General features: G+C 40.2%; 27 protein-coding genes and 1 rRNA gene. 20 read left to right on the top strand and 8 right to left on the bottom strand.

Going from position 1 to position 26613, the window contains the following annotated elements:
- Positions 1-180: 180 nt before the first annotated feature.
- Together J4G36_RS16945 and J4G36_RS16950 are read left to right on the top strand one after the other, a co-directional pair.
- Positions 181-555: a YtxH domain-containing protein gene (locus tag J4G36_RS16945; RefSeq protein ID WP_210471587.1), complete on the top strand. Its 375-nt coding sequence runs from the start codon at positions 181-183 to the stop codon at positions 553-555.
- Between the two features lie 26 nt (positions 556-581).
- Positions 582-1592, top strand: a complete 1011-nt coding sequence (locus J4G36_RS16950; RefSeq protein WP_368668801.1) for a YihY/virulence factor BrkB family protein — start codon at positions 582-584, stop codon at positions 1590-1592.
- A gap of 14 nt (positions 1593-1606) precedes the next feature.
- Here J4G36_RS16950 and J4G36_RS16955 read toward each other — a convergent pair whose 3' ends face one another.
- Together J4G36_RS16955 and J4G36_RS16960 are read right to left on the bottom strand one after the other, a co-directional pair.
- The gene (locus J4G36_RS16955) at positions 1607-3505 is read right to left on the bottom strand and encodes a heavy metal translocating P-type ATPase (RefSeq protein ID WP_246880687.1); all 1899 of its coding nucleotides are present in this window, start codon (positions 3503-3505) and stop codon (positions 1607-1609) included.
- 401 nt (positions 3506-3906) lie between these two features.
- Entirely contained in the window at positions 3907-4290 is a 384-nt protein-coding gene (locus tag J4G36_RS16960; RefSeq protein ID WP_210471588.1) for an OsmC family protein, read from the bottom strand.
- Positions 4291-4357: 67 nt separating this feature from the next.
- Between J4G36_RS16960 and J4G36_RS16965 the strand changes: the two genes are divergently transcribed.
- Positions 4358-5530: an MFS transporter gene (locus J4G36_RS16965; RefSeq protein WP_210471589.1), complete on the top strand. Its 1173-nt coding sequence runs from the start codon at positions 4358-4360 to the stop codon at positions 5528-5530.
- An 11-nt stretch (positions 5531-5541) separates the two neighbouring features.
- Here J4G36_RS16965 and pdaA read toward each other — a convergent pair whose 3' ends face one another.
- Positions 5542-6342, bottom strand: a complete 801-nt coding sequence (gene pdaA, locus J4G36_RS16970; protein WP_210471590.1) for a delta-lactam-biosynthetic de-N-acetylase — start codon at positions 6340-6342, stop codon at positions 5542-5544.
- Between the two features lie 48 nt (positions 6343-6390).
- Positions 6391-7290 (bottom strand): TIGR01777 family oxidoreductase, encoded by a 900-nt coding sequence (locus J4G36_RS16975; protein WP_210471591.1) that lies wholly within the window; start codon positions 7288-7290, stop codon positions 6391-6393.
- A 91-nt stretch (positions 7291-7381) separates the two neighbouring features.
- On the opposite strand from J4G36_RS16975, the gene recX reads away from it, so the two are divergent.
- Together recX and J4G36_RS16985 are read left to right on the top strand one after the other, a co-directional pair.
- The gene (gene recX / locus J4G36_RS16980) at positions 7382-8191 is read left to right on the top strand and encodes a recombination regulator RecX (RefSeq protein ID WP_210471592.1); all 810 of its coding nucleotides are present in this window, start codon (positions 7382-7384) and stop codon (positions 8189-8191) included.
- A complete protein-coding gene (locus J4G36_RS16985; RefSeq protein WP_210471593.1) occupies positions 8181-8513 on the top strand; it encodes a YfhH family protein in 333 nt (110 codons plus the stop codon). Before recX ends, J4G36_RS16985 begins: the two co-directional genes overlap by 11 nt.
- A gap of 79 nt (positions 8514-8592) precedes the next feature.
- Here the strand turns inward: J4G36_RS16985 and J4G36_RS16990 are convergent, their stop codons facing one another.
- Positions 8593-9576 carry a metal-dependent hydrolase gene (locus J4G36_RS16990; protein ID WP_210471594.1) on the bottom strand — a complete coding sequence of 328 codons (984 nt, stop codon included), beginning with the start codon at positions 9574-9576 and terminating at the stop codon, positions 8593-8595.
- 133 nt (positions 9577-9709) lie between these two features.
- Here J4G36_RS16990 and mutY point away from each other — a divergent pair, with 133 nt between their 5' ends.
- From mutY to J4G36_RS17040, 10 genes are all read left to right on the top strand, one after another.
- Complete coding sequence (gene mutY / locus J4G36_RS16995) at positions 9710-10771, top strand: A/G-specific adenine glycosylase (protein WP_210471595.1); 1062 nt, start codon at positions 9710-9712, stop codon at positions 10769-10771.
- A gap of 2 nt (positions 10772-10773) precedes the next feature.
- A complete protein-coding gene (gene fabL / locus J4G36_RS17000; protein WP_210471596.1) occupies positions 10774-11520 on the top strand; it encodes an enoyl-[acyl-carrier-protein] reductase FabL in 747 nt (248 codons plus the stop codon).
- A 64-nt stretch (positions 11521-11584) separates the two neighbouring features.
- Positions 11585-11803, top strand: a complete 219-nt coding sequence (locus J4G36_RS17005) for a gamma-type small acid-soluble spore protein (RefSeq protein ID WP_210471597.1) — start codon at positions 11585-11587, stop codon at positions 11801-11803.
- A gap of 175 nt (positions 11804-11978) precedes the next feature.
- Entirely contained in the window at positions 11979-12542 is a 564-nt protein-coding gene (gene ntdP, locus J4G36_RS17010) for a nucleoside tri-diphosphate phosphatase (protein ID WP_210471598.1), read from the top strand.
- A gap of 26 nt (positions 12543-12568) precedes the next feature.
- On the top strand, positions 12569-14314 hold the full coding sequence (locus tag J4G36_RS17015; RefSeq protein ID WP_210471599.1) for an ABC transporter ATP-binding protein: 1746 nt from the start codon (positions 12569-12571) through the stop codon (positions 14312-14314).
- Positions 14315-14477: 163 nt separating this feature from the next.
- The gene (locus J4G36_RS17020; protein WP_210471600.1) at positions 14478-15497 is read left to right on the top strand and encodes an ABC transporter ATP-binding protein; all 1020 of its coding nucleotides are present in this window, start codon (positions 14478-14480) and stop codon (positions 15495-15497) included.
- On the top strand, positions 15472-16485 hold the full coding sequence (locus J4G36_RS17025; RefSeq protein ID WP_210471601.1) for an ABC transporter ATP-binding protein: 1014 nt from the start codon (positions 15472-15474) through the stop codon (positions 16483-16485). The genes J4G36_RS17020 and J4G36_RS17025 overlap by 26 nt, the downstream gene beginning before the upstream one ends.
- Complete coding sequence (locus tag J4G36_RS17030; protein WP_210471602.1) at positions 16482-18119, top strand: ABC transporter substrate-binding protein; 1638 nt, start codon at positions 16482-16484, stop codon at positions 18117-18119. Before J4G36_RS17025 ends, J4G36_RS17030 begins: the two co-directional genes overlap by 4 nt.
- A 103-nt stretch (positions 18120-18222) precedes the next feature.
- Complete coding sequence (locus J4G36_RS17035; protein WP_210471603.1) at positions 18223-19227, top strand: ABC transporter permease; 1005 nt, start codon at positions 18223-18225, stop codon at positions 19225-19227.
- Between the two features lie 17 nt (positions 19228-19244).
- The gene (locus J4G36_RS17040) at positions 19245-20141 is read left to right on the top strand and encodes an ABC transporter permease (protein ID WP_210471604.1); all 897 of its coding nucleotides are present in this window, start codon (positions 19245-19247) and stop codon (positions 20139-20141) included.
- Positions 20142-20187: 46 nt separating this feature from the next.
- Here J4G36_RS17040 and J4G36_RS17045 read toward each other — a convergent pair whose 3' ends face one another.
- Both J4G36_RS17045 and J4G36_RS17050 read right to left on the bottom strand, forming a co-directional pair.
- A complete protein-coding gene (locus J4G36_RS17045; RefSeq protein ID WP_210471605.1) occupies positions 20188-21270 on the bottom strand; it encodes an FUSC family protein in 1083 nt (360 codons plus the stop codon).
- Between the two features lie 49 nt (positions 21271-21319).
- Positions 21320-22624 (bottom strand): glutamate-1-semialdehyde 2,1-aminomutase, encoded by a 1305-nt coding sequence (locus J4G36_RS17050; RefSeq protein ID WP_210471606.1) that lies wholly within the window; start codon positions 22622-22624, stop codon positions 21320-21322.
- A 153-nt stretch (positions 22625-22777) separates the two neighbouring features.
- On the opposite strand from J4G36_RS17050, the gene bcp reads away from it, so the two are divergent.
- The 3 genes from bcp to perR all read left to right on the top strand — a co-directional run bounded on the left by bcp (position 22778) and on the right by perR (position 24754).
- Positions 22778-23254: a thioredoxin-dependent thiol peroxidase gene (gene bcp / locus J4G36_RS17055; protein WP_210471607.1), complete on the top strand. Its 477-nt coding sequence runs from the start codon at positions 22778-22780 to the stop codon at positions 23252-23254.
- A gap of 19 nt (positions 23255-23273) precedes the next feature.
- Entirely contained in the window at positions 23274-24218 is a 945-nt protein-coding gene (locus J4G36_RS17060) for a D-2-hydroxyacid dehydrogenase (RefSeq protein WP_210471621.1), read from the top strand.
- 104 nt (positions 24219-24322) lie between these two features.
- The gene (perR, locus tag J4G36_RS17065; protein WP_210471608.1) at positions 24323-24754 is read left to right on the top strand and encodes a peroxide-responsive transcriptional repressor PerR; all 432 of its coding nucleotides are present in this window, start codon (positions 24323-24325) and stop codon (positions 24752-24754) included.
- Between the two features lie 57 nt (positions 24755-24811).
- On the opposite strand, the gene J4G36_RS17070 is transcribed toward perR, so the two are convergent.
- Entirely contained in the window at positions 24812-25162 is a 351-nt protein-coding gene (locus tag J4G36_RS17070; RefSeq protein WP_210471609.1) for a YgzB family protein, read from the bottom strand.
- Positions 25163-25290: 128 nt separating this feature from the next.
- Between J4G36_RS17070 and J4G36_RS17075 the strand changes: the two genes are divergently transcribed.
- Positions 25291-26154, top strand: a complete 864-nt coding sequence (locus tag J4G36_RS17075; RefSeq protein ID WP_210471611.1) for a nucleotidyltransferase-like protein — start codon at positions 25291-25293, stop codon at positions 26152-26154.
- 392 nt (positions 26155-26546) lie between these two features.
- Positions 26547-26613, top strand: a 16S ribosomal RNA gene (locus tag J4G36_RS17080); the annotation flags it as partial.

The following is a 26613-nucleotide window of genomic DNA, read 5'->3' on the forward strand; positions in this document are numbered from 1 at the left end:
AAAAGTTAATATATTATGATCAACTCCCTATGAATCTATAATATTATGCTTATTCACAATCTTCTAAAACAATGCGTGAATAGTCAAGCTTTATTTTTATTATTTACCAACGCATGTTTTTTCCTATATCATTAGGGGTATAATGCAGTATGCAAATTCTTTATAAATGGAGGGTATTCAATGAGTGGAAATAAGTTAGGGAAGTACATCTTTTTTGGTGCATTGGTAGGTGGGTTAATCAGTCTATGCGACAGAACGACACGAGACGATATCATGAATAAATCCAGAAATTTCGTGTATGATGTTCGTTATTATTCGAAAAATCCGGAAGCTGTTAAATTCAAGCTTCAAGAAAAATCGGAAAAGTATCAATCGATTTATGAACAAGTTGCCAGTGATGCGACTTATTTCAAAGCAAAAATGGATGAATTAAAAGCGCTTAGCCCTCAAGTAAAGGAATTAGTCGTTGACACAAAGGAAGCATTTACTGAAGCAAAGGATGATTATAAAGCAATGGTGAGCGAGGGGTCTATCAGCGATTCAACGGAAAAGTAAGGGATGAAGAAAGGAGTGAAGATACAATGAAAAATAAAAAATCAAATACTCCTAAAAATAAATCAGCTATCAAACAAAAGATTGTAGAAAAGAAAAAACAAAAGATCAGTAATTCCAGTATTCAAAACTTAGCAATCGTAAAATTCATGGATGATGTCAAAGAAGGAGATTTGGATAAATTTGATGTGACAACTGTTAGTGGATTTTTAAAAGAGTTACTCACACGAATAAGGAAAGTCGATGTTACGGGCCTAGGGTCACAGCTCGCTTTCTTTTTCTTGTTATCTCTTTTTCCTCTATTAATCTTTCTATTTACGCTGTTGCCCTATTTAAATTTAGACCAGTCAGAAATATTTCTGTTTATCAGAGATTATGCGCCCGAAAGTGTAGCATTGCTAATTGAAGACACAATTGGCGAAATCTTAAATAATCGCAATACCGGTTTACTTTCAATCGGGGCACTAGCAACAGTGTGGTCCGCATCAAAAGGAATGAATGCACTGACAAAAGCATTGAATCGTTCTTATTTTACAGAGGAATCACGGTCTTTTATTGTCGCGCGTTCGATGTCGGTCGTCTTCACAATCATGCTCACAACAGTCCTTATTGTGGCACTTGTATTACCGGTATTCGGTAAACAGATTGGCATCTTCGCATTTTCGTATCTGGGATTAGAAGCGGGTTTTCTTTCATTATGGAATAACTTGAGATGGATCATTCCGCCAATTTTGCTGTTCAGTGTTTTTACACTTCTATACTGGCTCGTGCCGAACCTGAAGTTGCATATTAAAAGCGTCTTATTCGGAGCTGCTTTTGCAACATTAGGTTGGATACTAACGTCGATTGGATTCTCGTATTATGTTAGTAGTTTCGGTAACTACTCGGGAACATATGGGAGCATCGGTGCAATCATCGTATTAATGATGTGGTTATATTTCTCAGCCATTATTCTGATGCTTGGCGGTCAAATCAATGCAGTAATGAGTGAGCGCAGACAAGCGATTGCAGCGAAAAAGAAAAGCAAAGCGGTCACTTGACCGCTTTGCTTTTTTTAGTTCACCTTATTCAACATCCGTAATCCATTTAATATGACAAGAATTGTACTTCCTTCATGGCCAATCACACCTAGAGGAAGGTCAACAACTTGCATGAAGTTAGAAACGATCAACACTGCGATAACCGCAATTGAAAAGAACACATTTTGTTTTACGATACGTTGCATTTTTCGAGATAATTTAATGGCGTACGAAATATTTGTAAGGTCATTTTGCATGAGTACAATATCCGCCGTTTCTAGTGCGACATCGGTGCCATCACCCATCGCAATACCCGAAGTGGCTGTAGCCAGTGCGGGCGCATCATTTATCCCGTCGCCTACCATTGCAACGGCTTTGTATTCTTTAATAAGTTCTTTTAACTTTTCAACTTTCATTTCCGGCAAACATTCGGCGACATAGCGATCAATTTGAACTTCACCTGTTATTGCAGCCGCTGTTTTTTCATTATCGCCGGTTAGCATAATTGTTTGTATACCGGCTTTTTTTAATTCATGAATTGCTTGAATGGCTTCTTTTCGTAAAGTGTCCTTTGAAGCAATTGCAGCGACAATACCTTGATCATCTTTTAAGAAAACGACAGTCTTGCCACCATCAGATAAATTCATAGCGATTCCGTCGTTAAATTCCTCCGCAAGCTTCTTACCAACAAATCGAGGGTTGCCAACCAGAAACTCTTGATCTTGATAGATTGCACGAAGGCCATGCCCAGGTAAATCCTCAGTTTGAACGCCTTGTAAAGGAGTCAACTTCTTTTCTGCAGCAAAGTTTGTAATTGCGACGGCAAGTGGATGATTGGATTGTGATTCGATGCCAGCTATGAGGGCAAGCGTTTCATCACTATCTTCACCTTCACGTACAATGAAATCAGTTACAACTGGAAAACCTGTCGTTAACGTCCCTGTTTTATCGAAAGCAATTGCTTTAACCGAACTCAGAAGTTCGAGATGGATTCCCCCTTTAAATAAAACCCCTCGTCGAGCGCCGTTCGAAACAGCGGCTAGTGTCGCCGGCATGATGGATGCCACAAGCGCGCAAGGAGACGCGACAACAAGCAGAACAATGGCACGGTAGAAGGTTGTCGTCCAATCCCAGCCGAAAACAAAGTGGGGAAGAAACATCATGATGAAAACTGAGATCAGGACAATTTTTACATAAGTCCCTTCAAATCTTTCGATAAATTGTTGGGAAGGAGATTTTTCACTCTGTGCACTTTGAACGAGCGTGATGATTTTCTGGAAAAGCGTTTCAGAACTCAGCTTAGTCATTTCCATTTGAATCGCGCCGCTTAAATTCACTGTACCCGCAAATAAATCGTCTCCAATAGCTTTCGTAACGGGCATCGACTCTCCATTTATCGCGGACATGTCAATAGACGTCGTTCCTCTTGTTACTTTGCCGTCAACAGGAATGCGTTCCCCGGGTTTTACTAGTAACAACGCACCTACCGCTAGGGAATCGGTAGATACTTTTACAGTCGTTCCATCCTCATTCAATAGCCAGGCTTCTTCGGGTTGCAGTTCCATCAGTGAGGAGATTTCTTTGTGACTTTTATTGAGTGTATAGGTTTCCAACGCGCCGCTTAGCGCGAATATGAATATCAGTATTGCACCTTCCGCCCAGTATCCAATTAGAGCGGAGCCAATAGCGGCAAACACCATTAACATCTCAACATTTAACTCTTTATCTTTAATGGTCTCCTCGATGCCTTCCTTGGCTTTTGCATATCCACCTATTAAAAATGCGGCGATATATAATGATACCGAAAGCGTTTCGGCATCATTTTTACCACTCAGCCACGCGGTTACTATTAGAAGACCAGATAGTATAGCGGCAACAAGTTCAATATGTTCGAACCAATTCATTTTCCGTTGGTTTTCAACAGGGATATCCATGATAATCCTCCCCTTCGCGATAGTCTATATCAAGTGATAATTATTCTAATTATAGCATATGAATATTGGAACGGTAAGGGGTATGCTTATAGGAAAATTCATATGAGATTATTCACTTACTCTGGATGAATTAGTTCTTTTGAATCAAATTCAAATTAGATTAGTGTGAACATTGTCAATACAGAATTAATGTGTTAAGCTATATTTAATCAATCGAAAGGGAGGGCGTAGTGTTAGTGTAGACGAACTCAAATCCAAGTTGAAGGAGGGGATTCGTAAGCGTCCTATGGTGTTAATCTTTCCCAACGGACAATACGATTTATGGAAGCTGATAGTGGAGAATCATTTAAAACGTAAAAGGCTTAGCTCATCTGAAAGTAAGAGATGGACTAAGCCTTTTTCTAATTGATTTTATATGTTTTAACGATCTCAATCGATTCTGCTACTGATTGTGCCATTGAACAGTTTTTCATTGTCAAATCCATTACCCTCGGCATTTTTTCTTCCTTAATTTCAGTTCCCTCGAGAATGAAATGCAGATGAATTTTCTCAACTCTATTTGCCTCGTCCGGATTTCTAACAACTTCCTTCACCTCAATATGAATATCAGTTGCAGGCATTCGCATTTTTTCAAGAACCTTTTTCATTACGCCACCACTGCAAACTGCAATTGAAGATACCAAGAGTTGGTAAGGTCTGAATCCAAGTTCCTCATTTGGAGATATATCAAGTGTTCCAAATGATGTCTCGGTTTGAAAACCACTTTCGGTCATTTTGAAATTCATATGTAATCCCTCCCCAATATGTTAGAATTATACACGATTTACTATTTCATTGGAACGGGTTGACTTTATGAGTACATTTACAAAAATAGAACAAAGACGATTTCGAATTCTTGTTTTAATTGTTGCTATTTCAGGATTTTCACAAGGTATGCTCCTGCCATTAATTTCTGTTATCTTTGAAAAAGATGGTGTTTCGAGCGCATTAAATGGTTTGAACGCAACCGGTTTATATATTGGGACGCTGCTCGTGTCCCCCTTCATGGAAGCACCCCTGAGAAGATTTGGCTTTAAACCAATTATTGTTGGGGGCGGCATGTTGGTATTCATTTCATTATTAATATTTCCATTGTGGAAAAGTATGGTGTTTTGGTTCATCCTTCGATTAATTATCGGAATTGGGGATCATGCCCTACATTTCTCGACGCAAACTTGGGTGACAAGCTTTTCACCTAAACATCGTCTTGGCCGTAATATAGCTGTGTATGGTTTGTCGTTCGGTGTCGGTTTTGCAACGGGTCCTTTGTTTGTTCCGCTTGTAAACGTGTTTGAAGGTTTGCCATTTATCGTTTCGGGCGTTCTTTGCATGATTGCATGGTCGTTCATTTTCTTATTGAAAAATGATTTTCCAGATGTGATTAAAGGAACGTCAGCTGAAGCAGGATTCTTCAAGCGTTTTAAGACAACTTCCGCCTTTGCGTGGTTGGCGTTTCTTGGGCCGTTTGGGTATGGCTTTCTAGAATCATCTTTGAATGCGATTTATCCTGTCTATGCACTGCGGACCGGAATTAGTGTAGCTTCTGTCTCCCTAATATTAGCGACCTTTTCAGCTGGTGGGATTGTTTCTCAAATACCATTAGGCATGCTTTCGGACCGAATTGGAAGACGTCCCGTATTTCTCATCGCATTGGGCGGGGGAGCTACTGCATTTTTTGCGGCAAGTTTGTTTGAAGCTTCAACTTTACTTGTGCTGGGAACCTTTTTCGTAGCTGGATTATTTGTAGGATCCATCTATTCCCTTGGAATTTCATATATGTCAGATTTAACACCAACCGAATTATTGCCAACTGGAAATCTGTTGTGTGGGATCTTTTTTAGTTTTGGTAGTTTAACGGGTCCATTTTTAGGCGGTTTATTTTTAGAGTTCGAAGCTACATTCAGCTTTTTATTACTCATTTCTTTATTTTTAGGCGTGCTATTTCTCGTGTCAGCGACGAATAAACCACAAAAGCGCCTGATTTAAGGCGCTTTTGATTAAAATACTGGTTCAACACCCTCATATTCCATAACAAGATCGTCAAGGGATTTGAACACATAGCCTTCTTTTTTAGCATCCTGAATAAAGGAAGGAAGCGCTTCTGCGTTATCCGAAGACACCGTATGCATTAAGATAACAGCGCCAGGGTGCAATTGTTTCATGAGCTCGCCATAAGCATAATCTTTTCCTTTTGGCTTATCTTTATGCCAGTCGATGAAGGCAATCGACCAAAAAATATGGCGATAGCCGAGTTTATTGCCATGACTTAGTAGTTTTTCATTAAAGATCCCTTTCGGAGGTCTAAAGTAAACGGTTCGTTCAATCCCGGTAAATTCTTTAAGCTTTTTGTCGAATCGGCTCAACTCATCTTCCATTCCTTTTTCCGATAAATTTGCCATATTCGGATGGTCATATGAGTGATTTCCTATAATATGACCCTCTTTAACCATACGTTTCAGTATTGGTGTCGCACTCGTCAAATAATGACCGGTTAGAAAAAATGTCGCATGTACATCTTCTGTTTTCAATGTATCCAAAATCGATTCGGTATGGCCTGCTTCATAGCCATTATCAAATGTTAGATAAACTACTTTTTCATCAGGTTTTCCTTTATAAATGGCGCCGTATTTATCTAAAACTTGATTGAAAGCAGCACCTGCATCTGGTGGAACTCCGTTAGTCGCTTTCTTAAATCCCCAATGAAATTCTTCCGCGGCGGCTGAATAGGGATTGAAAACGATACCCGCTAAAATGATCATGACAGCTAATGACAAACCGCGCCAGTGATATTTATTCATACTAAAAAGCACCCTCCTTTTAAGGTAGGATGCGTGGAAGTACCGTAATTATACGTTTTTAGTAAGTAGATTTTCTAAGGCTGATTCCAATGTGGGAAATGAAAATTCGAAGTCATTTTCAAGTAATTTTTCAGGCTTTACATGTTGACCTGTCAATACCAAAGCACTTTTTTTACCAAGCGCTAATTTCATTGCAAAAGAAGGCATTGGAATCCAATGAGGTCTTCTGAGGACAGCGCCAATTGTTTGCCCAAATTCTTTCATGCGTTTTGGAGATGGGGCCGTGACGTTTACAGGTCCGCTTAGATTCCGGTTTTCAATCGCAAATAAAATCGCGCGGGCAACGTCATTGATATGCACCCAGGATACCCATTGTTTACCTGTCCCAACAGTACCGCCTGCAAATAATTTATAAGGAAGCGCCATAAGCGGGAAAGCTCCACCGTCTAGACTGAGCACGACGCCGAATCTCGTGCAAACAACACGAAGTCCGTCCTTTTCAGCGCTTAATGCTTTTTGTTCCCAATCATGCACGGTCTTCCCAAGAAAATCACTTGCAACTTCATTTGATTGCTCATTATAAAGCTTGTGCTTGTCTGCCGGATAAATTCCTATCGCACTCGCATTGATCAATATTGACGGCGCTTTAGGAAGCGCGCGAATGATTCGTAGGAGTTCATCCGTAGCCGTCATTCTGCTTTCATAAATTAGTCGTTGATGATTTTCTGACCAACGACCATCATTAATTGACACGCCCGCGAGGTTAATAAAAGCATCCGCATACCCGATTGCATCTTCCGGTAAAAGACCTTCAGAAAGCCATTCCACATGTTGATCATCCATCACATTTTTCCTGGTTAGTATCACAACTTGATGACCAGCTTCTTGCAAAACTTCAGTTACTTTTTGACCTATTAATCCAGAGCCACCTGCAAGTACTATTTTCATTCTTATCGCCTCCGTCATATAAAAATAATTTGTTTTGCTGAATCAATTAGACAGAACATGTATACTAAAGGAAAGTACAGGAGGGATTAACGTGCCTGTTATTACAAAGATAACACAACAAAAGAGAGATAAGGAACGCTATAATATTTTCCTAGATGAAAAGTATGCGTTCAGCGTTCATGAATCCGTTTTGGTTAAATTTGAATTAACAAAAGGTATGACGTTGGAAGATTGGTCTGTCGACGAGATGGTTTATGAAGATGAAATTCGTAAAGCATTCAATCGCGCGCTTCATTACCTCGGGTTCCGTATGCGAAGTGAGTTTGAAGTGAAACAAAAGCTATTGGAAATCGGGTATGGTGAAGCGATTGTATTAGAAGCAATTGTGAAGTTAAGAAACCTCGGTTTTCTGAACGATGAAACATTTTCGGAAGCTTTATTGGAAACACAAAAAAGATCTTCAAGTCGAGGTCCCCGTGCAATTCAACAAGAACTTCAAAAGAAAGGGATTGGAAAGGAATTGCAGGAACAAGTGCTGGATTCCTATACTGAAGAGGAGCAAATTGAAATTGCCAGGAATCTTGCAGAAAAAGAAGCTTCAAAAAAACGTTCACAATCACCTGCTCAAACCAAACAGCGAATTCATAATGTTTTATTACGCAAAGGGTATTCCTATGAAATTATTAAGCAGGCTTTAGAAAATATAGATTTATCCATTGATGAAGATGAGTGGGCTGAAGTAATTGAGTCGATTGGTGAGAAAGCATGGCGCCGATACAGTTCGAGATTTAGTGGCAGAGACCGTAATAATCGAGTAAAACAATCCTTGTATCAAAAAGGAATTCCGTTTGAACGAATAGATCGGTTTATCGAGATGAAGGAGAATGAAGATGACAACTGAGAAAAAATACAGCGAAATGACAGAACATGAATTACGCGGCGAAATCGCAAATTTACGAGAAAAAGCACGTAAAGCAGAACAACTCGGTATTCTAAACGAGTTCGCGGTTTATCAGCGGAAAATGTTGATGGCCGAAGCCTTTTTAATCGATCCAGCTACAATTGAAATTGGAGAAATTTATCGCATCGAAGGCGATGAAGGAATGTTTTTTCAAGTTGACTACTTAAAAGGACGCTTTGCTTGGGGGCACAGACTGGGTGGCAATCTGGCAAAGGAAGCCCTGCCTATATCGATGTTGAAACCGGTGAAAACGGGGAAGTAAACTAGAGAAAAGCTATGAACATGAAATATGTCATAGCTTTTCATTTGGTCTAGCTTCAGGGTCCCGCGCTTTTGTTTTTTCAAGAATGAGGTATAAAGTTTAATTTTTTATTGAGCTTTTCTTCGGAAAATATCCATCCAGTATACGAATTAATGACATTCATTTCCGAATCCACATGAGCGACTGCAACAAATGGGTAATAATCTTTATTTCGATAACGTAAATCAATTAAGCGAATCTCGCATAAATCACCAATTTTCGTTAATTCCCATCTATAAATTGGTGAAAATGCAGTGAATGCTTTTATATTATTGTCCTCTAAGGCAGCTCTTACTTCTGGAAGTTCAGGTAGTGGATCTTTTGTAAATCGATCGAAAATCGTAATCGAACGTCCATAAGCACGCCCAACATAATGACATGTCGGGGAAGAAGCCGCTACTCTCCATTGGAAAAAACGGATTGTCGGCGCAATAATAATTTCGTCTGCATCGGGAATAGTATGTGCAACGGCACGTATTACCGCATATTTTAACGCAAACCGCAGCAAATAGTAGATGAAGATGATTCCATACATAATCGATATCGGATAAATCGGTTCGACTCCGAATAACCACACCGTTATGGCTAATAGATGTAACACAAAAATAACGGGGTCGAATGTATTGATCACGCCTATTGCGACCCACTTTTTGGAGAATGGCCGCAAAGCTTGCGTTCCATATGAATTAAAGATATCAACAAATACATGGAGAAATACGGCTAAAAATGACCATGCCCATACATGGATAAAGTTGGCCCCTGGGAAAAGTAACGTCAAGATGACAGTTAGTAGAAGCGGCCAAAGTAATACCGCGGGAATCGAATGCGTGATTCCGCGATGGTGGCGAATGTATACTGCGTTATTTCTAAGTTTTAAAACGGTGTCGATGTCGGGGATTAGCGAACCGACGACAATTCCTGAAAATACCGCGCTAGTCGTCACTGCATCTGCTGAAACGACTGGGTCAGATAGGGCTATCCCGCATATTGCAACACCCATGACGACATGAGTTCCAGTGTCCAAAAAATCAGCTCCTTTTGTCGGAAGACACTTGCTTTTCTCCCTAACATGGAATCGAGAATTGTGCATAGGGATGTCCTTAATTCTTGTATACCCTTTTCTGCTTAATCATAACATACGCTTTATGGAGGAAAACATGCGAATAATAGAAGAAAAAGATAAATTTTGTAATGCCCTAATTTCGTGGTATAACGACGAAAAAAGAGACTTACCATGGCGACAAACATCCAATCCCTACTACATATGGGTGTCGGAAGTGATGCTGCAACAAACACGTGTCGATACAGTAATTCCATACTATAACCGCTTTATCACAAGATATCCTACGATGGAATCCCTGGCGAATGCAGATGAAGATGAATTGTTGAAAATGTGGGAAGGACTTGGCTACTATTCTCGTGCTCGGAACCTGCAATCTGGCGTTCGAGAAGTTGTTGAAAAGTACGACAGTAAAGTCCCGGAAAATCGAAAAGAAATCTCTACTTTAAAAGGTGTCGGCCCATATACTGCCGGCGCTGTACTTAGTATTGCTTTCGGTATACCTGAACATGCAGTAGACGGAAATGTCATGCGGGTACTCTCAAGACTTTTGCTAATTGAAGAAGATATTACCATTCCAAGAACGAAACGAATCTTCGAAGAAGTAATTATGGAATTAATTGACCAAGAAGATCCATCCTCTTTCAATCAAGGACTAATGGAACTAGGCGCAACAATCTGTACACCGAGACCGAAATGTCTTCTATGTCCTGTGAGAACTTTTTGTTCTGCTTTTGATGAAGGACGACAAGATGAGTTGCCGGTTCGAACGCGAAAGAAAAAAAGTAAAATCGTTCCCGTTGCATCATTTGCAATCCAAAATAAAAATGGTGACTGGTTACTAAGAAAGCGTCCTAAGACTGGGCTTCTTGCAAATTTATGGGAGTTTCCCATCATTGAAGTGAAGGACGATCGTAAGCCAATTGAAATCTTCACGGCTGAAATTGGCTTACCTATAAAATCACTTAGCGAAGTGATTGCCTTTAAACATATATTTACGCACATAACATGGGAAATGAATGGGTATCGGGCCCGATTAAACGAAGAAGAACCAGTTCCAGAAGGTTATCAATTTTTTACTAAAGATGAAGTTGAAACTTTGCCCAAACCCGTTCCAATTATAAAGATATGGGAATCGATTAAAAATGGAGGAATTTAAAAATGACTGAAAATAAAGTAGCTATGGTAACGGGAAGTTCTAGAGGATTAGGAAAAGCGTTGGCGATTGAACTTGCGAAAAATGGATACGACATTGTTGTGAACTATGCACGTAGCAAATCAGCAGCTGAAGAAACTGTAAAAGAAATCGAAGCGCTAGGTAGAAAAGCAATCATGCTCCGAGCGAATGTGGGAGATGTAAAAAAGCTTCGCGCAATGTTCGAACAGGTAAAAGAAGAATTCGGAAGACTAGATGTATTTGTTTCAAATGCGGCATCAGGCGTTTTGCGTCCGATAATGGAACTCGAAGAAACACATTGGGATTGGACGATGAATATTAATGCGAAAGCGATGTTATTTGGCGCACAAGAAGCGGCTAAACTCATGGATAACGGCGGTAAAATAATTGGCATAAGTTCACTCGGTTCAATTCGGTATCTTGAAAATTACACAACAATTGGCGTATCGAAAGCAGCAATTGAATCGTTAACGCGTTATCTAGCAGTCGAATTCGCGCCAAAAGGCATTATTGTGAACTCCGTTTCTGGAGGTGCGCTTGATACAGATGCGTTAAAACATTTTCCGAACCGTGATGAACTACTAGATGATGCCAGAAAAAATACACCAGCAGGTCGTATGGTCGAAATTGATGACATGGTAAAAACAGCGATGTTCTTAATATCTGATGACTCGAACATGATTTGCGGTCAAACGCTTATTGTGGACGGCGGACGATCAATCGTCATGTAAATAAAAAATAAATGGATAAAAAATAATTTTCTGCACATGTTAATGAGCACGGAGGTGAATATCCATGACTAAAAACCAAAACCCGAATCAAACTAACGTGAACAAAGTTAGGCAACAAAACCAGCAATCATTGCAAGGGCAAACTCAAAACCCAATGGGGGAAGAGTTTGGTTCCGAGACTGATGTGAATCAGGTTAGGCAACAAAACCAGCAGTCTGAAGCTAAAAAGCAACAACAGTCTTCAGGTATGCGTGCGAATCGATTCGAAAACGGTTCTAAGTAAGTGGATGGACATCACCTGCCGGCAGAAGCTAAAAGCTTCTGCCGGTTTTTTGATATTCCTGAAAATATGGCATATTTAAATGCTATGGTTTCATCTTTCAGAGTTCTATTGATATACTAGTGAAATCATATAAGCATATCGAAACTTTAGGGCAACGAAAAGGTGGGATGAAAAAATGGTGATTCCTAAGGAAGGGGAAACAATACAAGTACATAGTTATAAACATGATGGAAATATCCATCGCGTGTGGCAAGAAACAACCGTATTAAAAGGAACCCGTAATATTGTGATTGGCGGCAACGAACGGACTCTAGTCACAGAAGCGGATGGACGAACGTGGGTTACCCGAGAACCATCAATTTGTTATTTCCATGCAGAGTATTGGTTTAATATTATTTGCATGCTCAGAGAAGATGGTGTTTATTATTACGTTAATATGAGTTCTCCATTCGTTTATAATAACAAAACGTTGAAATATATCGATTACGATCTGGATGTAAAAGTATTTCCAGATATGAGTTACATGATTTTGGACGAAGATGAATATGAGGATCATAAAAAACAGATGAACTATCCAGATGTGATAGATCAAATATTATATAATAATCTTGATAAATTACTGAGTTGGATTAAGCAACGTCGCGGTCCGTTTGCGCCAGACTTTATCGAAGCGTGGACAGCAAGATATGAATTTCAAAAGAAAATTCGGAGCAGTGAGAAACCGCCGCACAACGAATAAGCTTTATTGTAGTAGGAGGAAAATGGATGGGTGGCAGTATTAAACGTTATTTAAAATTTGTTAAGCCATACAAATGGTTGATATTACTTACATTAGTCATAGGTATCATTAAATTCGCTATACCACTTTTCATGCCGCTATTAATCAGAATTGTCATTGATGACATTATCGGGGAACCGTCCTTATCAGCGCAGGAAGCGACGAAACAATTATTTTACTGGCTTGGCGGAACGATGTTGGTATTTTTTATCGTCCGTCCACCAGTTGAATACTACCGACAATATTATGCGCAGTATGTGAGCAATAAAATCTTATATGATATTCGTGAAAATTTGTATTCGCATCTACAAAAGCTCAGCCTTCGTTATTACTCGAATACGCGAGCAGGCGAGATCATTTCACGCGTTATTAACGATGTTGAACAAACAAGAAACTTTGTCATGATTGGACTTATGAACGTTTGGCTCGACTTGGCGACAATTCTAATCGCTGTTGGAATCATGTTAACAATGGATATTCCGTTGACAATTGTAACGCTTCTCGCATTTCCTTTTTACGGTTATAGCGTAAAGCATTTCTTCGGGAAGCTTCGTATTTTGACACGAAAACGGTCGCAAGCGCTTGCGGATGTCCAAAGTTATTTACACGAACGTGTTTCAGGTGTCAGTGTTATTAAAAGTTTTGCATTGGAAGATGTCGAGCAAGAAAAATTCAATGAAACCAATGGTACCTTTTTAGAAAAAGCAATTGATCATACGCGATGGAATGCAAAAGCTTTCGCTGTAGTCAATACCATTACCGATGTGGCCCCGCTTCTCGTTCTTGGATATGCCGGATACCAAGTAATAAATGGAAATCTCTCCGTTGGTACAATGGTTGCGTTTATTGCATTTATTGATCGCGTGTATAGTCCGCTTCGTAGACTTGTGAATTCGTCAACATCGCTGACGCAATCTTTTGCATCCATGGACCGCGTGTTTGAATTAATGGAAGAAAAGTATGACATAACTGATAAAGAAAACGCAGTTCCACTACCTAACATTAATGGGGAAATCGAGTTCGATAATGTCAGTTTCGCCTATGAGGAAAACGGGGAAGAGGTATTGAAAGGCATTAGTTTCAAAGCGAACCCTGGTGAAACAGTTGCATTTGTAGGGATGAGCGGCGGAGGGAAATCGACCATTGTCGGGTTGATCCCGCGTTTTCATGATGTGAAGAGCGGCGCAGTTCGAATAGATGGGCATGATATCAGAGATGTTCAAGTGAAATCATTACGAGATCAAATCGGGATAGTGTTGCAAGACAGTATTTTATTTAGCGATTCCGTGAAGAGTAATATTTTAATGGGAAAACCTGATGCAACGGATGAAGAAGTCATTGCGGCGGCGGTCGCAGCCAATGCGCATGATTTCATCAAAGAGCTTCCGGAAGGGTATGAAACTACTGTCGGGGAGCGTGGTGTTAAACTTTCAGGAGGTCAAAAACAACGCATTGCTATCGCACGCGTATTCTTGAAAAATCCGCCACTTCTTATTTTAGACGAAGCAACTTCGGCACTAGACCTTGAAAGTGAAGCACTTATCCAAGAGTCTCTAGAAGTTTTGGCACATGAAAGAACGACACTTGTAGTTGCCCACAGATTATCAACCATTACGCATGCCGATAAGATATTTGTAGTCGATGCAGGCGAAGTGAAAGAAATGGGAACACATGAGGAGTTAATGAAAAAAGAAGGAATCTACTTCGGTTTATTCCAAGTGCAACATATTTAAATGACTAGACGTTATCGTCGTCCTTATAAGGGACAACGATAACGTTTTTTTAATACATAAAACAATAATCCTGAATCGCAGTTGTAATATTTTATATTATCAGTATAATTGTCATATACGAATTAATCAGAATACCAATAAGAAATTAGAAAAGGGTGATCTGGTGGATAATCGAAAATCCGTTCTTCAAGTGAAAAATCTACAGACTACTTTTTTCACAGACTCAGGGGAAATACCAGCAGTGGATCATATTGACTTCCATTTAAAAGAAGGCGAAGTTCTTGGCATTGTCGGGGAATCAGGCTGTGGAAAAAGTGTAACTTCGCTATCAATTATGGGGCTTGTACCGAGCCCGCCTGGAAAGATTGTCGGAGGAGAAATACTCTTTAAAGACCGAGACTTACTGAAAATGTCGGAAACCCAAATGCGCCATGTGCGCGGGAATGATATTGCAATGATATTTCAGGAGCCAATGACTTCGTTAAATCCACTTTTTACAATAGGCAATCAGCTAATTGAGGCGGTCTTAATTCATAATAAGAAGTGGTCGAAGAAGAAAGCTACCGAAAGAGCAGTTGAAATGCTGACACTTGTAGGCTTACCTAGAGCCAGCGATTTAATGAAAGATTATCCCCACCAATTATCAGGAGGAATGAGACAGCGAGTCATGATTGCCATGGCGCTCGTTTGTGATCCGACTGTATTAATCGCAGATGAACCGACAACGGCGCTAGATGTGACCATTCAAGCGCAAATCCTAAAGTTGATGAAAGAATTAAATACGCGTTTAAATACCGCGGTTCTTCTCATTACGCATGACCTCGGCGTTGTCGCTGAAACGTGCGAACGTGTAATTGTCATGTATTCGGGTCAAATAATTGAAGAAGCACCCGTAAAGACGATTTTTGAAAATCCTGAGCACCCGTACACGAAAGGGCTAATTCAATCGGTTCCAGACATTAGATATAAAAAGGATCGACTCTTTTCAATCGCCGGGAACGTACCAAGGCCGGGTACAATCGAACGTGGATGCCGATTTGCTGAACGTTGCGAGTTTGCATTTGACCGTTGTCTACAAGAAAATCCTGAACTATACGAAACATCTTCGGCTCATCAAACAAGGTGCTTCCTGTATGACAAAAAAGGAGTCGAAGCACATGACAAAACCCTTATTGAAAGTTGAAAACTTGAAAAAGTATTTTCCGATTAAAAAAGGAATGCTTGGACGAGTTGCAGGCCAAGTAAAAGCAGTGGATGATATATCCTTTTACGTGAATGAAGGTGAAACGCTAGGAATTGTTGGTGAATCAGGATGCGGTAAATCAACAACTGGTCGTATGCTACTAAGGTTACTTGAACCAACAGAAGGTACGGTTGAGTTTGATGGGAAAGATATCACAAAACTATCCGCGGAAGAAATGCGGAAAACGAGACGCGATATTCAAATGGTATTTCAAGATCCCTATGCTTCTTTAAATCCAAGACATACCATCGAAAAGATTTTAGGAGAACCTTTACTGGTCCATGGTATGAAAAGCGTCAAGGAACGAAATGCTAAAATTCATGAATTTTTAGAAGTTGTCGGATTAAGCGACTTTCATGCAAAACGCTACCCGCATCAGTTTAGTGGCGGGCAACGACAGCGAATCGGCATCGCAAGAGCGCTCATGACAAATCCAAAATTAATTATTGCGGATGAACCGGTATCTGCGCTTGATGTATCAATCCAAGCACAAGTACTTAATTTAATGCAAGACTTGCAAAAAGAATTTAATTTAACTTATATCTTTATCGCCCATGATCTTGGAGTGGTTCGCCACATTAGTGATCGAGTGGGCGTTATGTATCTAGGGAAAATGGTGGAAGTTTCAGAGAGTGAAGACCTTTATGCAAAACCACTTCATCCATATACACAAGCCTTATTATCAGCAGTCCCAGTTCCAGATCCAGACTATGTCAAACAGGAAGTTTTTCTAGAGGGGGATATACCAAATCCAGCAGATCCCCCAACAGGTTGCACATTCCACACAAGATGCCCGTTTAAAATGGACATTTGCACGCGGGAAATTCCAAAGCTTATAGAAGTTGACGCAGGTCATTCTGTTGCGTGCCATTTATATCCGGATGGTGCCGACAATGATATAAAAATTGATGGAGGGGTCATTACATGAGAAAAGGCAAGTTTTGGTCGTTAGCGCTGTTACTTCTCCTCGCATTATCCATGGTTCTTGCAGCATGCGGGAACGAAGATGGAGACAAAGGGAGTAAAGAAGAAGAAAGCGGAGATAAAGGGACGGAAACAGAAACGGATGGTAGTGGAGAAACACTAGTGTTTGGACGTGGTGGCGATTCAACATCACTAGACCCATCACGCGTTACTGAAGGTGAAACGTTCAAAGTAACTGTGAATCTTTTTGAGACGCTACTAAACTTTGGTGAACAAGACACGACGATTAACAAAGGACTTGCAAAGGACTGGAGCACATCTGAGGATGGACTTACGTATACGTTTGATTTAGAAGAGGGGATTAAATTCCATGATGGTACAGACTTTAATGCGGATGCAGTCGTTAAAAACTTTGAAAGATGGGCAAACGGCGACGAGGAAATGTTCCCGTATTACGCATCGATGTTCGGCGGATTTAAAGATGATGAAAGCCACGTCATTGAATCAGTCACAGCAGAAGGTGATTTCACAGTCGTTATTAAACTGAAAAGACCACAAGCGCCGTTCCTCAAGAACATCGCGATGGACATGTTTGCAATTGCCAGCCCAACTGCATTTGAAAAAGATGACAATGAATTTGCTAGAAACCCAGTTGGAACCGGTCCATTCAAATTTGTTGACTGGAAACCAAATGATTCTATCACAATTGAAAAGTTTGATGGGTATTGGCAAGAAGGACTTCCGAAACTTGGAAAGGTCATCTTCTTATCGATTCCAGATAACTCAGCACGTTTAAATGCATTACTTTCAGGCGACATCGATCTTGCTGACGGCATTAATCCTTCCGATGGTAAATCGATTGAAGATAGTGCTGACTTGCAATTATTCGAACGTCCATCGATGAACGTCGGCTATCTCGGTTTGACCGTGACACGTCCGCCGTTTGATAATAAATTAGTTCGTCAAGCGATGAACCATGCGATTGACAAACAAACAATCATCGATTCATTCTTTGAAGGGCGTGCTAATATCGCTGTAAACCCAATGCCACCATCAATTTCTGGATATAACGAAGATATTAAAGGCTACGATTACGATCCGGAAAAAGCAAAAGATTTACTAAAAGAAGCAGGTTATGAAGACGGATTTGAAATGGAACTGTGGGCAATGCCAGTACCTCGTCCATACATGCCGGACGGTGAAAAAGTTGCCGAAGTTATTCAAAAAAACCTAGAAGACATCGGTGTTAAAGCGAAAATTGTTTCCCATGAATGGGCGACATACTTGGAACTTGCCAGTAAAGGGGACGCGGATGCGTTTATGCTTGGTTGGACTGGGGATAACGGAGATGCGGATAACTTCCTTTATGTTCTTTTAGATGAAGATAATATCGGAAGCAACAACTACACGTACTTCAAAAATGACGAAATGCATGATTTATTCATTGAAGCACAATCAGAGGTTGATGAAGATAAGCGTATCGAGCTTTATGAACAAGCACAGGAAATCATTCACGAAGAAGCACCGTGGGTACCACTTGCACACTCGACGCCACTTCTTGGAGGGGCGAAAGAGTTAACAGGTTTCATGCCACACCCTACTGGTTCGGATATCCTGAAAAACGTAGATTTTAAGTAAGTGATGAAAAGGGGGAGGGTCTGTTGGATTCTCCCCTTTTTTATTCCGAATAATTGTACATATAAATAAAAATCCAAGCTATTCAGTCGAAGGGGTGAATCGATTGCTAAACTATATAGGGAGAAGGTTGCTACATCTTATCCCAGTCTTGCTGGGGATGACATTTATCGTGTTTATGATTATCCGAGCGATTCCGGGTAATCCGGCACAAATGATCCTTGGCCAACAAGCGACGAAGGAAGCTGTCGAAGCATTGACGGTGAAACTTGGACTCGATAATCCATGGTATATCCAATACTTTAAATATCTTGGTGCCTTATTCAAAGGGGATTTGGGCGAATCAATGAGAACCCATGCACCTGTAGCGGATGAAATATGGCCCTATTTAGCAGCTACTGCGGAACTCGCAGTATTTGCAATCATCATTGCAATCGTTGTTGGTATTAATGCAGGAATTATTTCCGCGTGGTTTCAAAACTCCTGGTTCGATTACACGGCAATGGTTCTTGCGTTAGTTGGTGTTTCAATGCCGATTTTTTGGCTCGGTCTAATGGAACAATGGCTATTTTCGTTGGAGTTGGGCTGGTTGCCGACAACAGGTCGGATGCAAGTTCGGGATCCTGTTGCGTCAATAACGAATTTATATGTCATAGATACGATAATAGCCGGACGTTTTGACCAACTATGGCAAGTTATTCGCCATTTGATATTACCGGGTTTTGCGTTAGCAACCATACCGATGGCAATTATTGCACGTATGACGAGGTCAAGCATGCTTGAAGTAATGCGTTCCGATTATATTCGCACAGCACGGGCTAAAGGACAAAAAATGTTTTGGGTCGTTTACAAACACGCGCTTAAAAACGCTATTATCCCAGTATTAACAATTATCGGGTTGCAAATGGGGATGCTTCTCGGCGGTGCAATATTAACTGAAACGATTTTTGCTTGGCCGGGCATCGGAAGATACATTTACGATGCAATTGGTTATCGCGATTACCCCGTGATTCAGTCGGGCATATTAATTATCGCATTTTTCTTTGTCATGATAAATTTATTAGTCGATTTATTGTATAGCTTCATCGACCCAAGGATTAAATATGATTAAGGAAAGGGGGAGTCGCGATGTCTGAACTATTACCAAAAGTAGATGGAATCGCAGAGGCGAAAGTTGACCGATCAGCTGGGCCTTGGCGAGAAGCATGGAAAGGGTTTAGGAAAAGTAAAGTAGCGGTTGTCGGCATGGTAATCGTATTTTTCTTTATAGTCGTAGCTATTGTCGGCCCGTTTATCGCAAAAGAAGGCATAAATGAACAGTTTATGGCTGATCGTCTTCTACCTCCTTCGTCAGAGTATTGGCTTGGAACAGATGACTTTGGACGCGATATTTTATCTAGAATTATTCACGGAGCACGAATTTCGTTGTGGGTCGGGTTCTTTTCAGTTATCGGGTCGGTCGTTATCGGAAGTGCGCTTGGTATAATCGCTGGTTATTATGGCCGCTGGGTTGATACAATCATTTCAAGAGTTTTTGATATTATGCTTGCATTCCCATCAATACTACTAGCGATTGCGATTGTTTCCGTACTAGGTCCTTCCTTACAAAATGCATTAATAGCAATTGCAATTATTAATGTACCGAACTTCGGACGGCTAATCCGCTCGAAAGTGCTTAGTATAAAAGAAGATGAATATATTACCGCAGCTAAAGGGGTAGGTATGAAAGATGCGCGCATATTATTTTCGCATATACTGCCCAATTCCATGGCGCCGGTAATTGTTCAAGGAACATTAGCGATTGCGACTGCAATCCTAGAAGCCGCCGCACTTGGATTTCTCGGGCTCGGTGCTGCCGCGCCAGAACCTGAATGGGGAAAAATACTCGCAGACTCGAAAAATTATCTTCAATCAGCACCATGGACAATGATATTCCCGGGACTTGCCATCATGCTAACTGTTCTTGGTTTCAACTTAATGGGGGACGGATTACGAGATGCAATGGACCCCCGGATGAAAAACTAAAAAAACCCGCCCATCAATTCACTCTCGATGGGCGGGATTATCTTTTTCAGTAACTTTCTTCGTTAAAATCAACATTTATATTGACTTTATGGTGCTTGTGGATCGAGACAATAAGCGTATCCAAATGTTCTAATTGCTCCTCGTAATTCAAGATAGCAGAGAGTACATGAAGTAGATGATAGGATGAGAATTCTTCTTCTTCTTTGGTAAGTGCGATTTCTTTCGCGAAAATCTCCAATACTTCATGTCGTTGAATATAGTCTTCATTATTATCGGAAGACATGCTTTCAGGTTTTAACTTGCCAACAAATTTAAGGTGCAACTGTTCGTGGTAGGTTAAAAGCGCATCAAGTCGTTCTTGAACCATCATTCGAAATTGCTCCGGCAACACGATAAGTTCATTTTCATATTTATGAATTCGTTGGAGTACTTCATAACTTCGTCTTGACGCCGCAATCATCTGGCGATAAACAACGAGCTTTCTTCCCTTGTTTCTTGTGACTTTTTTAAAATAACTACGTTCCTCTTTATAAAATAGAAATGTCTGCTCGATTGCAGCAAGCCGATCTTTTATCGTCTTTAGTGCCATCTTTGTTGAAATATGGTCTGATGTTTGTCTGCCAGCAATTCGAGTCCATCGAATAATCTCATCTTGTGTCTGATTGATTGATTGGAACAACTTGGTTTCGTATTTTGGCGGTAGAAAGAGCAGATTGACTAAAAATGCTGCAAAGACACCGACGAAAAACGTTGTAAATCTTAATACGGCATAGATTAGAAATTCATCGTTCTGTATTTCCATAATGGCAATCATCATAACGAGTGCCATCGAAATGGACGCTTCGAGTTTTAATTTATTCATAATCAAAATAATGATTACAGCGGCTAACCCGATGACAACAAGTTGATGACCAAATATGAGTACAAATATAATTGCAATAACCGCGCCGATGACGTTACCTTGAATCTGTTCGACGATTCTTAAATAGGATCGGTAAATAGAAGGTTGAATCGCAAAAATTGCAGCGATTCCCGCGAATACTGTTTGCGGAAGTTGGAGTAATTCCGCTATGAATAACGCCAACACAATCGCAACACCGGTTTTAATGATGCGGGCACCAAGTCTCATGGAAATCTCCCTTTCTTAGTGGACAGTACTTTTTCGCTAATTTACCTGATCAATTATCTAGGGTAACTGCAAGCTCCTCAAATGATTTATCAACTGCGATAATTGTTTCGTTAATGATGGATTCCGTATGGGCGGTCGTTAAAAACCAAGCTTCATACTTAGACGGAGCAATATTGATCCCGTTTTTTAGTAACAACTTGAAAAACTTGCCGAATACTTCACCATTTGTAGCTTCAGCTTGTTCATAGTTTTCAACTTTTACATCCGTGAAAAATAATGTCAACGCTCCGCCTAGACGGTTCGTTGTCAACGTTATTCCATGCTTTTTAGCAGAAGCTACGATACCTTCTTCCAGTATCGCCCCAAGTCGATCCATTTCATCGTAAATTCCTGGTTCTTGCAATACTTCTAGACAAGCGATACCTGAAAGCATTGATGCGGGATTCCCAGCCATCGTTCCCGCTTGGTAAGCAGGCCCTAAAGGTGCAACTTGATCCATGATTTCTTTTCGACCGCCGTATGCACCGATCGGTAAGCCGCCGCCAATAATTTTACCTAATGCAGTTAAATCAGGCGTTAGACCTAGCATATCTTGCGCGCCGCCATAGTGGAATCGGAATGCTGTAATCACTTCGTCATAAACAATCAGAGCACCGTGTTTCGATGCTAAATCATGCACAAGTTCCAAAAATCCTTCATTCGGTTCTACAATTCCGAAATTCCCTACAATCGGTTCGACTAGAATACATGCAATTTCATCTCCCCATTTAGCCATTGCTTCTTTATAAGCATCTGGATGGTTGAATGGAATTGTAATTACCTCTTCAGCGATTGACTTCGGCACACCTGCAGAATCTGGAGTTCCTAATGTTGCTGGGCCGGAACCTGCTGCAACTAGGACTAAGTCGGAATGTCCGTGATAGCATCCAGCGAATTTCATGATCTTTGTTCGTCCCGTATAAGCGCGAGACACACGAATCGTTGTCATGACCGCTTCCGTTCCTGAGTTGACAAAACGAACTTTGTCCATTTTCGGCATCGCTTCTTTTAACATTTTCGCAAACTTGACCTCGTGTTGTGTCGGCGTACCGTATAAAACGCCAGTTTCGGCTGCATGTGTAATTGCTTTTGTAATATGCGGATGCGCGTGACCCGTAATAATCGGACCGTATGCAGCCAAGTAGTCAATGTATTTATTGCCATCTACATCCCAGAAGTATGCACCTTCTGCACGTTCCATGACAGTAGGAGAACCACCACCAACTGCATGATATCCCCTTGATGGACTATTAACGCCACCTACGATATGGTCGGTTGCCTCGTTATAAATTGTTTCGGACTTTGTTCTAATCATTTTATTTCCTCCGTTCGTATCCTTCCTTTCTATTCTAAACAAAATTCACTTGATACGCCAAAGAAATTGAAAGTGAATGATGTGTCAAGTACCATTAAGTAGAATGAAAGTATTTGAAAGACCTATCCCTAGATTATAATGGAGGAATCGATAATGACAAACCTTGAAGGAAAACAAGCACCAGAATTTACACTGCGCAATGAAAAAGGTGACAATGTTTCACTTGCTGATTTTACAGGAAAAAAATACGTTGTATTATATTTTTATCCGAAAGATGCAACGCCTGGGTGTACAACGCAAGCTTGTGACTTTCGCGATTCGTATAAAGACTTTAGTAAATTGAATGCAGTTATTCTAGGCGTTAGTCCAGATGATGAGGCTTCACATACTAAATTCATCGAAAACAAAGGATTACCATTCTCGCTTCTGGTTGATGACAATCATGAAATTTCGGAAAAATATGGCGTTTGGAAGTTAAAGAAGAATTTTGGGCGTGAATATATGGGGATTGAACGTTCTACTTTTCTGATTAATCCTGCAGGGGAAGTTGTAAAAGAATGGCGTAAAGTTAGGGTAAAAGGCCATATTGAAGACGCACTAGCAACGTTACAAGAAATAACAAAAGCATAAGTTCTAGGGGGAACGAATGATGGAGATTTTGTTTACGTTTAAAATAAAAGAACATGATAAGTTAGCATTAATCGATGAGTTTCCGTCGGCATCATTTCATTTTAACGGTTCGATTGAAGATGAAGAGGTTGAAAAGGTCGATGTGATTGTGACATACGGCGGCAATATTGATACAACAGTTCTTAATCGAGCAAAATCGCTCAAGTGGCTCATGATTGCATCTGCTGGCGTTGAAAAAATGCCGTTGCTTGAAATAGCTAAGCGAAATATATTGATAACGAATGTGCGCGGTATCCATAAGACGCCGATGGCTGAATCAGTTCTCGCGCATATGTTGGCGTTGAAGCGATCCATTCCTGAAATATATGCAATTCAAGAGACGAAAAAGTGGGCAAATAAATTTAATTCAACTGAACTTAAAGGAAGTACCGCGCTTATTTTGGGACCTGGGGCAATCGGTTCTGAAATCGGTCGTCTATTGCAGGCGTTTGGGGTAAAGACGATTGGGTGTAATCGCACAGGTCGAAGTGTGGATTCGATGGATGAGATCATTACTTTTAATGATTTATTGAACAAATTGCCTGTAGCCGATTTTGTCATATCGGTTTTGCCGAGTACGCCAGAGACGAAAGGGCTTTTAACTACTGAACACCTGGAGGCTATGAAGGACACTGCCGTGTTCATGAATTTCGGCCGCGGCGATGTCATTAATGAAGGTGTTCTTCTAAGAGCATTAAAAGAAAATGTGATTGGACATGCAGTTTTGGATGTATTTGAAACAGAGCCGTTACCGGAAAGTCATGAATTTTGGTCGCTTAGAAATTGTACCGTATCACCACATGTTTCCAGTAAGTCAGGAAAATATATCGAAAGATCACTTGTCGTATTTAAAAAGAACATGAAGATCTGGATTGAGAATGATAAGAACTTTATTAATGTAATCAATCCAAAATCGGGGTATTAAGAAAAGTGTAGGCATCGCTTTAGTTGACAAACACAGCCCTTTTTCAGTAAACTAATTGTAATGATTATAAAGTAAGAATCTCTATAGGATTGAGGTGCATAGCGATGTCTGATGTCACGTTAAAAGGCGCGCTGGACACGTTGAAAGAAAATGGAGTACGAATTACTCCGCAAAGACATGCCATTTTAGAATATCTCGTTACTTCTAAGTCGCATCCGACGGCCGATGAAATATATAAATCACTTGCAAATACCTTCCCAAATATGAGTGTTGCAACGGTTTACAACAATCTCCGTGTGTTTCAAGGCGTTAGCCTTATAAAAGAGTTACCCTATGGTGACTCCTCTAGTCGTTTTGATTTTGTGACACACGATCATTATCATATCATTTGTACTGAATGCGATAAGATAGTAGATTTTCATTATCCCGGCTTGGAGGAAGTTGAACACCTTGCTTCTCATGTAACTGGTTTTCAAGTTAATGCCCATCGGATGGAAGTATACGGAACTTGTCCAACATGTGCAGAAGTTAATTAAAAAACATCCAGCGAGCCTTCTTGGTAGAAGTCTTTCTGGATGCTTTTTTTCTTTCGTTTATTTTTTGTTTGGACGGTTATACGTTTCATCAAATTCCTTACCCTCTAGAGAAGGGTCTAGTGTAAGTGGTTCACGGCAATGACCGCACATATCAACGCGGCCAAGCATTTTTGTTTGCCCACCGCAATTAGGACAAACAATTTGAACGGCACGAGTGGACAAGGTTCCAATCCATGCGTACACAATCGTACTTCCTAGAATTGCTAGAACGCCAAGCAACATAAAGATAATCATTATGATTTCATTTTTTCTGAAGAAGATTCCCAGATACATAATGACTACGCCTATGAATATGAGTGATAAAGCAAATGATCTAATTCGATTTATTTTATTTTTATATGGTTTCATCGACAGGTACCTCCTTAGTACATCCTCAATTACTATAGCATAAATTTATTTCAGACGAAATTTTTGATACTTGAATAAAGGATATAGTCAATGATTGTCGAAAGTTATACTGCAGGGAGGTTTTGAGAGTGGAACAAGTATTAAGATCAATTTATCAAGAACGTGCAAGTGATCCCGAAACACTTGGCGTCATTCTTGTTGAAAAAAGAAGAGAAGGGGATCCGATAACAGATATGTTTGACGCGATCCTTCTAATTATCACAGCAGATGATGAGATACCTATTTATACAAAGCATTACACTTCGAGTTCGGGTATAGCTGCCATGCATGTCATTAGTGAAAGCCAATTGCAAAAATGGATATTGGTTGGTACCCAAAGGAAAGTGGTTGATTGGCTTTTTTATGGCAAGATTTATTTTGACCGCAATGAATATGTCGAACGACTAAAAAGGGAATTGCTGGAGTATCCATTCATCGGCAGAAAGATAAAGATGGGAATTGAGTTATCTAGACTTATTAGGGCTTATATAGAAGGAAAGACATTTTATGAACATGAAAACTATATGGATGCTTATAATCATGTTGTTAACTCACTTCATTCTCTTGCTAGGTTGGCAATCATTGAAAAGGGAATCTCGCCGGAGGTTACGGTATGGTCACAAGTTAAAAAAATAGACCCGGCAATATATAAGCTTTATGAGGAATTGATTACGAGCGATGAACCAATACAAAAACGCCTTGAACTTCTATTTCTTGCAAGCGAATTTTTTATTCATAACAGAACAGCAGATGGTGCCCAACATATTCTAGAAGTTATGGCATCTAAAGAAAGTTGGGAAATCCAAGAGCTTCATGACCATGAAGAATTGCGTGTATATTCAATTGAACTAGAGGTGTTCATTGAGTTTCTAGTTGAGAAAGGTTTTATTAAAGTAATAGAAAGCATGTCTAAGAATGAGCTAATCTTGCACCGTGAATATCAAGTCAAGTGAGCGTGGAATACTTTAATGGAGCAACTATCTATGCTCCATTAAAGTTTTTGTTGACATATCAAGTCATACCGTGTTATTCTATTGTTTGTCGCTTGAGAGGGAAATTCGAACTAAACGTTAGTGAAAATAGTTCTTGACACTTTTAGGCAGAGATGTTATATTTAAGAAGTCGCTTTTAGAGGGCGTTGCGAATATGTCGAGTTGAGGAAGATAGCAGTTGCTACTGTCTCAATTACATTTGTGAAATAGATTAGCTTTTAATTTATAAAATAATGAACCTTGAAAACTGAACAGCAAAACGTCAAGATATAACGTTTCGTTAAATCGAAACAAAAAACGAATCTTCGGATTCGAAGTCAGCAAAATGAAACTCGAGCTATTCAAGTTTCTCTATTATGGAGAGTTTGATCCTGGCTCAGGACGAACGCTGGCGGCATGCCTAATACATGCAAGTCGAGC

The sequence above is a fragment of the Sporosarcina sp. 6E9 genome, from assembly GCF_017921835.1.
GTDB lineage: Bacteria > Bacillota > Bacilli > Bacillales_A > Planococcaceae > Sporosarcina.

What these genes read in the sequence shown, in the direction of transcription:
- J4G36_RS16945 (WP_210471587.1), top strand. Translation starts at nt 181, where the DNA reads ATGAGTGGAAATAAGTTAGGGAAGTACATCTTTTTTGGTGCATTGGTA.
- J4G36_RS16950 (WP_368668801.1), top strand. Translation starts at nt 582, where the DNA reads ATGAAAAATAAAAAATCAAATACTCCTAAAAATAAATCAGCTATCAAA.
- J4G36_RS16955 (WP_246880687.1), bottom strand. Translation starts at nt 3,505, where the DNA reads ATGGATATCCCTGTTGAAAACCAACGGAAAATGAATTGGTTCGAACAT.
- J4G36_RS16960 (WP_210471588.1), bottom strand. Translation starts at nt 4,290, where the DNA reads ATGAATTTCAAAATGACCGAAAGTGGTTTTCAAACCGAGACATCATTT.
- J4G36_RS16965 (WP_210471589.1), top strand. Translation starts at nt 4,358, where the DNA reads ATGAGTACATTTACAAAAATAGAACAAAGACGATTTCGAATTCTTGTT.
- pdaA (WP_210471590.1), bottom strand. Translation starts at nt 6,342, where the DNA reads ATGAATAAATATCACTGGCGCGGTTTGTCATTAGCTGTCATGATCATT.
- J4G36_RS16975 (WP_210471591.1), bottom strand. Translation starts at nt 7,290, where the DNA reads ATGAAAATAGTACTTGCAGGTGGCTCTGGATTAATAGGTCAAAAAGTA.
- J4G36_RS16985 (WP_210471593.1), top strand. Translation starts at nt 8,181, where the DNA reads ATGACAACTGAGAAAAAATACAGCGAAATGACAGAACATGAATTACGC.
- mutY (WP_210471595.1), top strand. Translation starts at nt 9,710, where the DNA reads ATGCGAATAATAGAAGAAAAAGATAAATTTTGTAATGCCCTAATTTCG.
- fabL (WP_210471596.1), top strand. Translation starts at nt 10,774, where the DNA reads ATGACTGAAAATAAAGTAGCTATGGTAACGGGAAGTTCTAGAGGATTA.
- J4G36_RS17005 (WP_210471597.1), top strand. Translation starts at nt 11,585, where the DNA reads ATGACTAAAAACCAAAACCCGAATCAAACTAACGTGAACAAAGTTAGG.
- ntdP (WP_210471598.1), top strand. Translation starts at nt 11,979, where the DNA reads ATGGTGATTCCTAAGGAAGGGGAAACAATACAAGTACATAGTTATAAA.
- J4G36_RS17015 (WP_210471599.1), top strand. Translation starts at nt 12,569, where the DNA reads ATGGGTGGCAGTATTAAACGTTATTTAAAATTTGTTAAGCCATACAAA.
- J4G36_RS17025 (WP_210471601.1), top strand. Translation starts at nt 15,472, where the DNA reads ATGACAAAACCCTTATTGAAAGTTGAAAACTTGAAAAAGTATTTTCCG.
- J4G36_RS17030 (WP_210471602.1), top strand. Translation starts at nt 16,482, where the DNA reads ATGAGAAAAGGCAAGTTTTGGTCGTTAGCGCTGTTACTTCTCCTCGCA.
- J4G36_RS17040 (WP_210471604.1), top strand. Translation starts at nt 19,245, where the DNA reads ATGTCTGAACTATTACCAAAAGTAGATGGAATCGCAGAGGCGAAAGTT.
- J4G36_RS17045 (WP_210471605.1), bottom strand. Translation starts at nt 21,270, where the DNA reads ATGAGACTTGGTGCCCGCATCATTAAAACCGGTGTTGCGATTGTGTTG.
- J4G36_RS17050 (WP_210471606.1), bottom strand. Translation starts at nt 22,624, where the DNA reads ATGATTAGAACAAAGTCCGAAACAATTTATAACGAGGCAACCGACCAT.
- bcp (WP_210471607.1), top strand. Translation starts at nt 22,778, where the DNA reads ATGACAAACCTTGAAGGAAAACAAGCACCAGAATTTACACTGCGCAAT.
- J4G36_RS17060 (WP_210471621.1), top strand. Translation starts at nt 23,274, where the DNA reads ATGGAGATTTTGTTTACGTTTAAAATAAAAGAACATGATAAGTTAGCA.
- perR (WP_210471608.1), top strand. Translation starts at nt 24,323, where the DNA reads ATGTCTGATGTCACGTTAAAAGGCGCGCTGGACACGTTGAAAGAAAAT.
- J4G36_RS17070 (WP_210471609.1), bottom strand. Translation starts at nt 25,162, where the DNA reads ATGAAACCATATAAAAATAAAATAAATCGAATTAGATCATTTGCTTTA.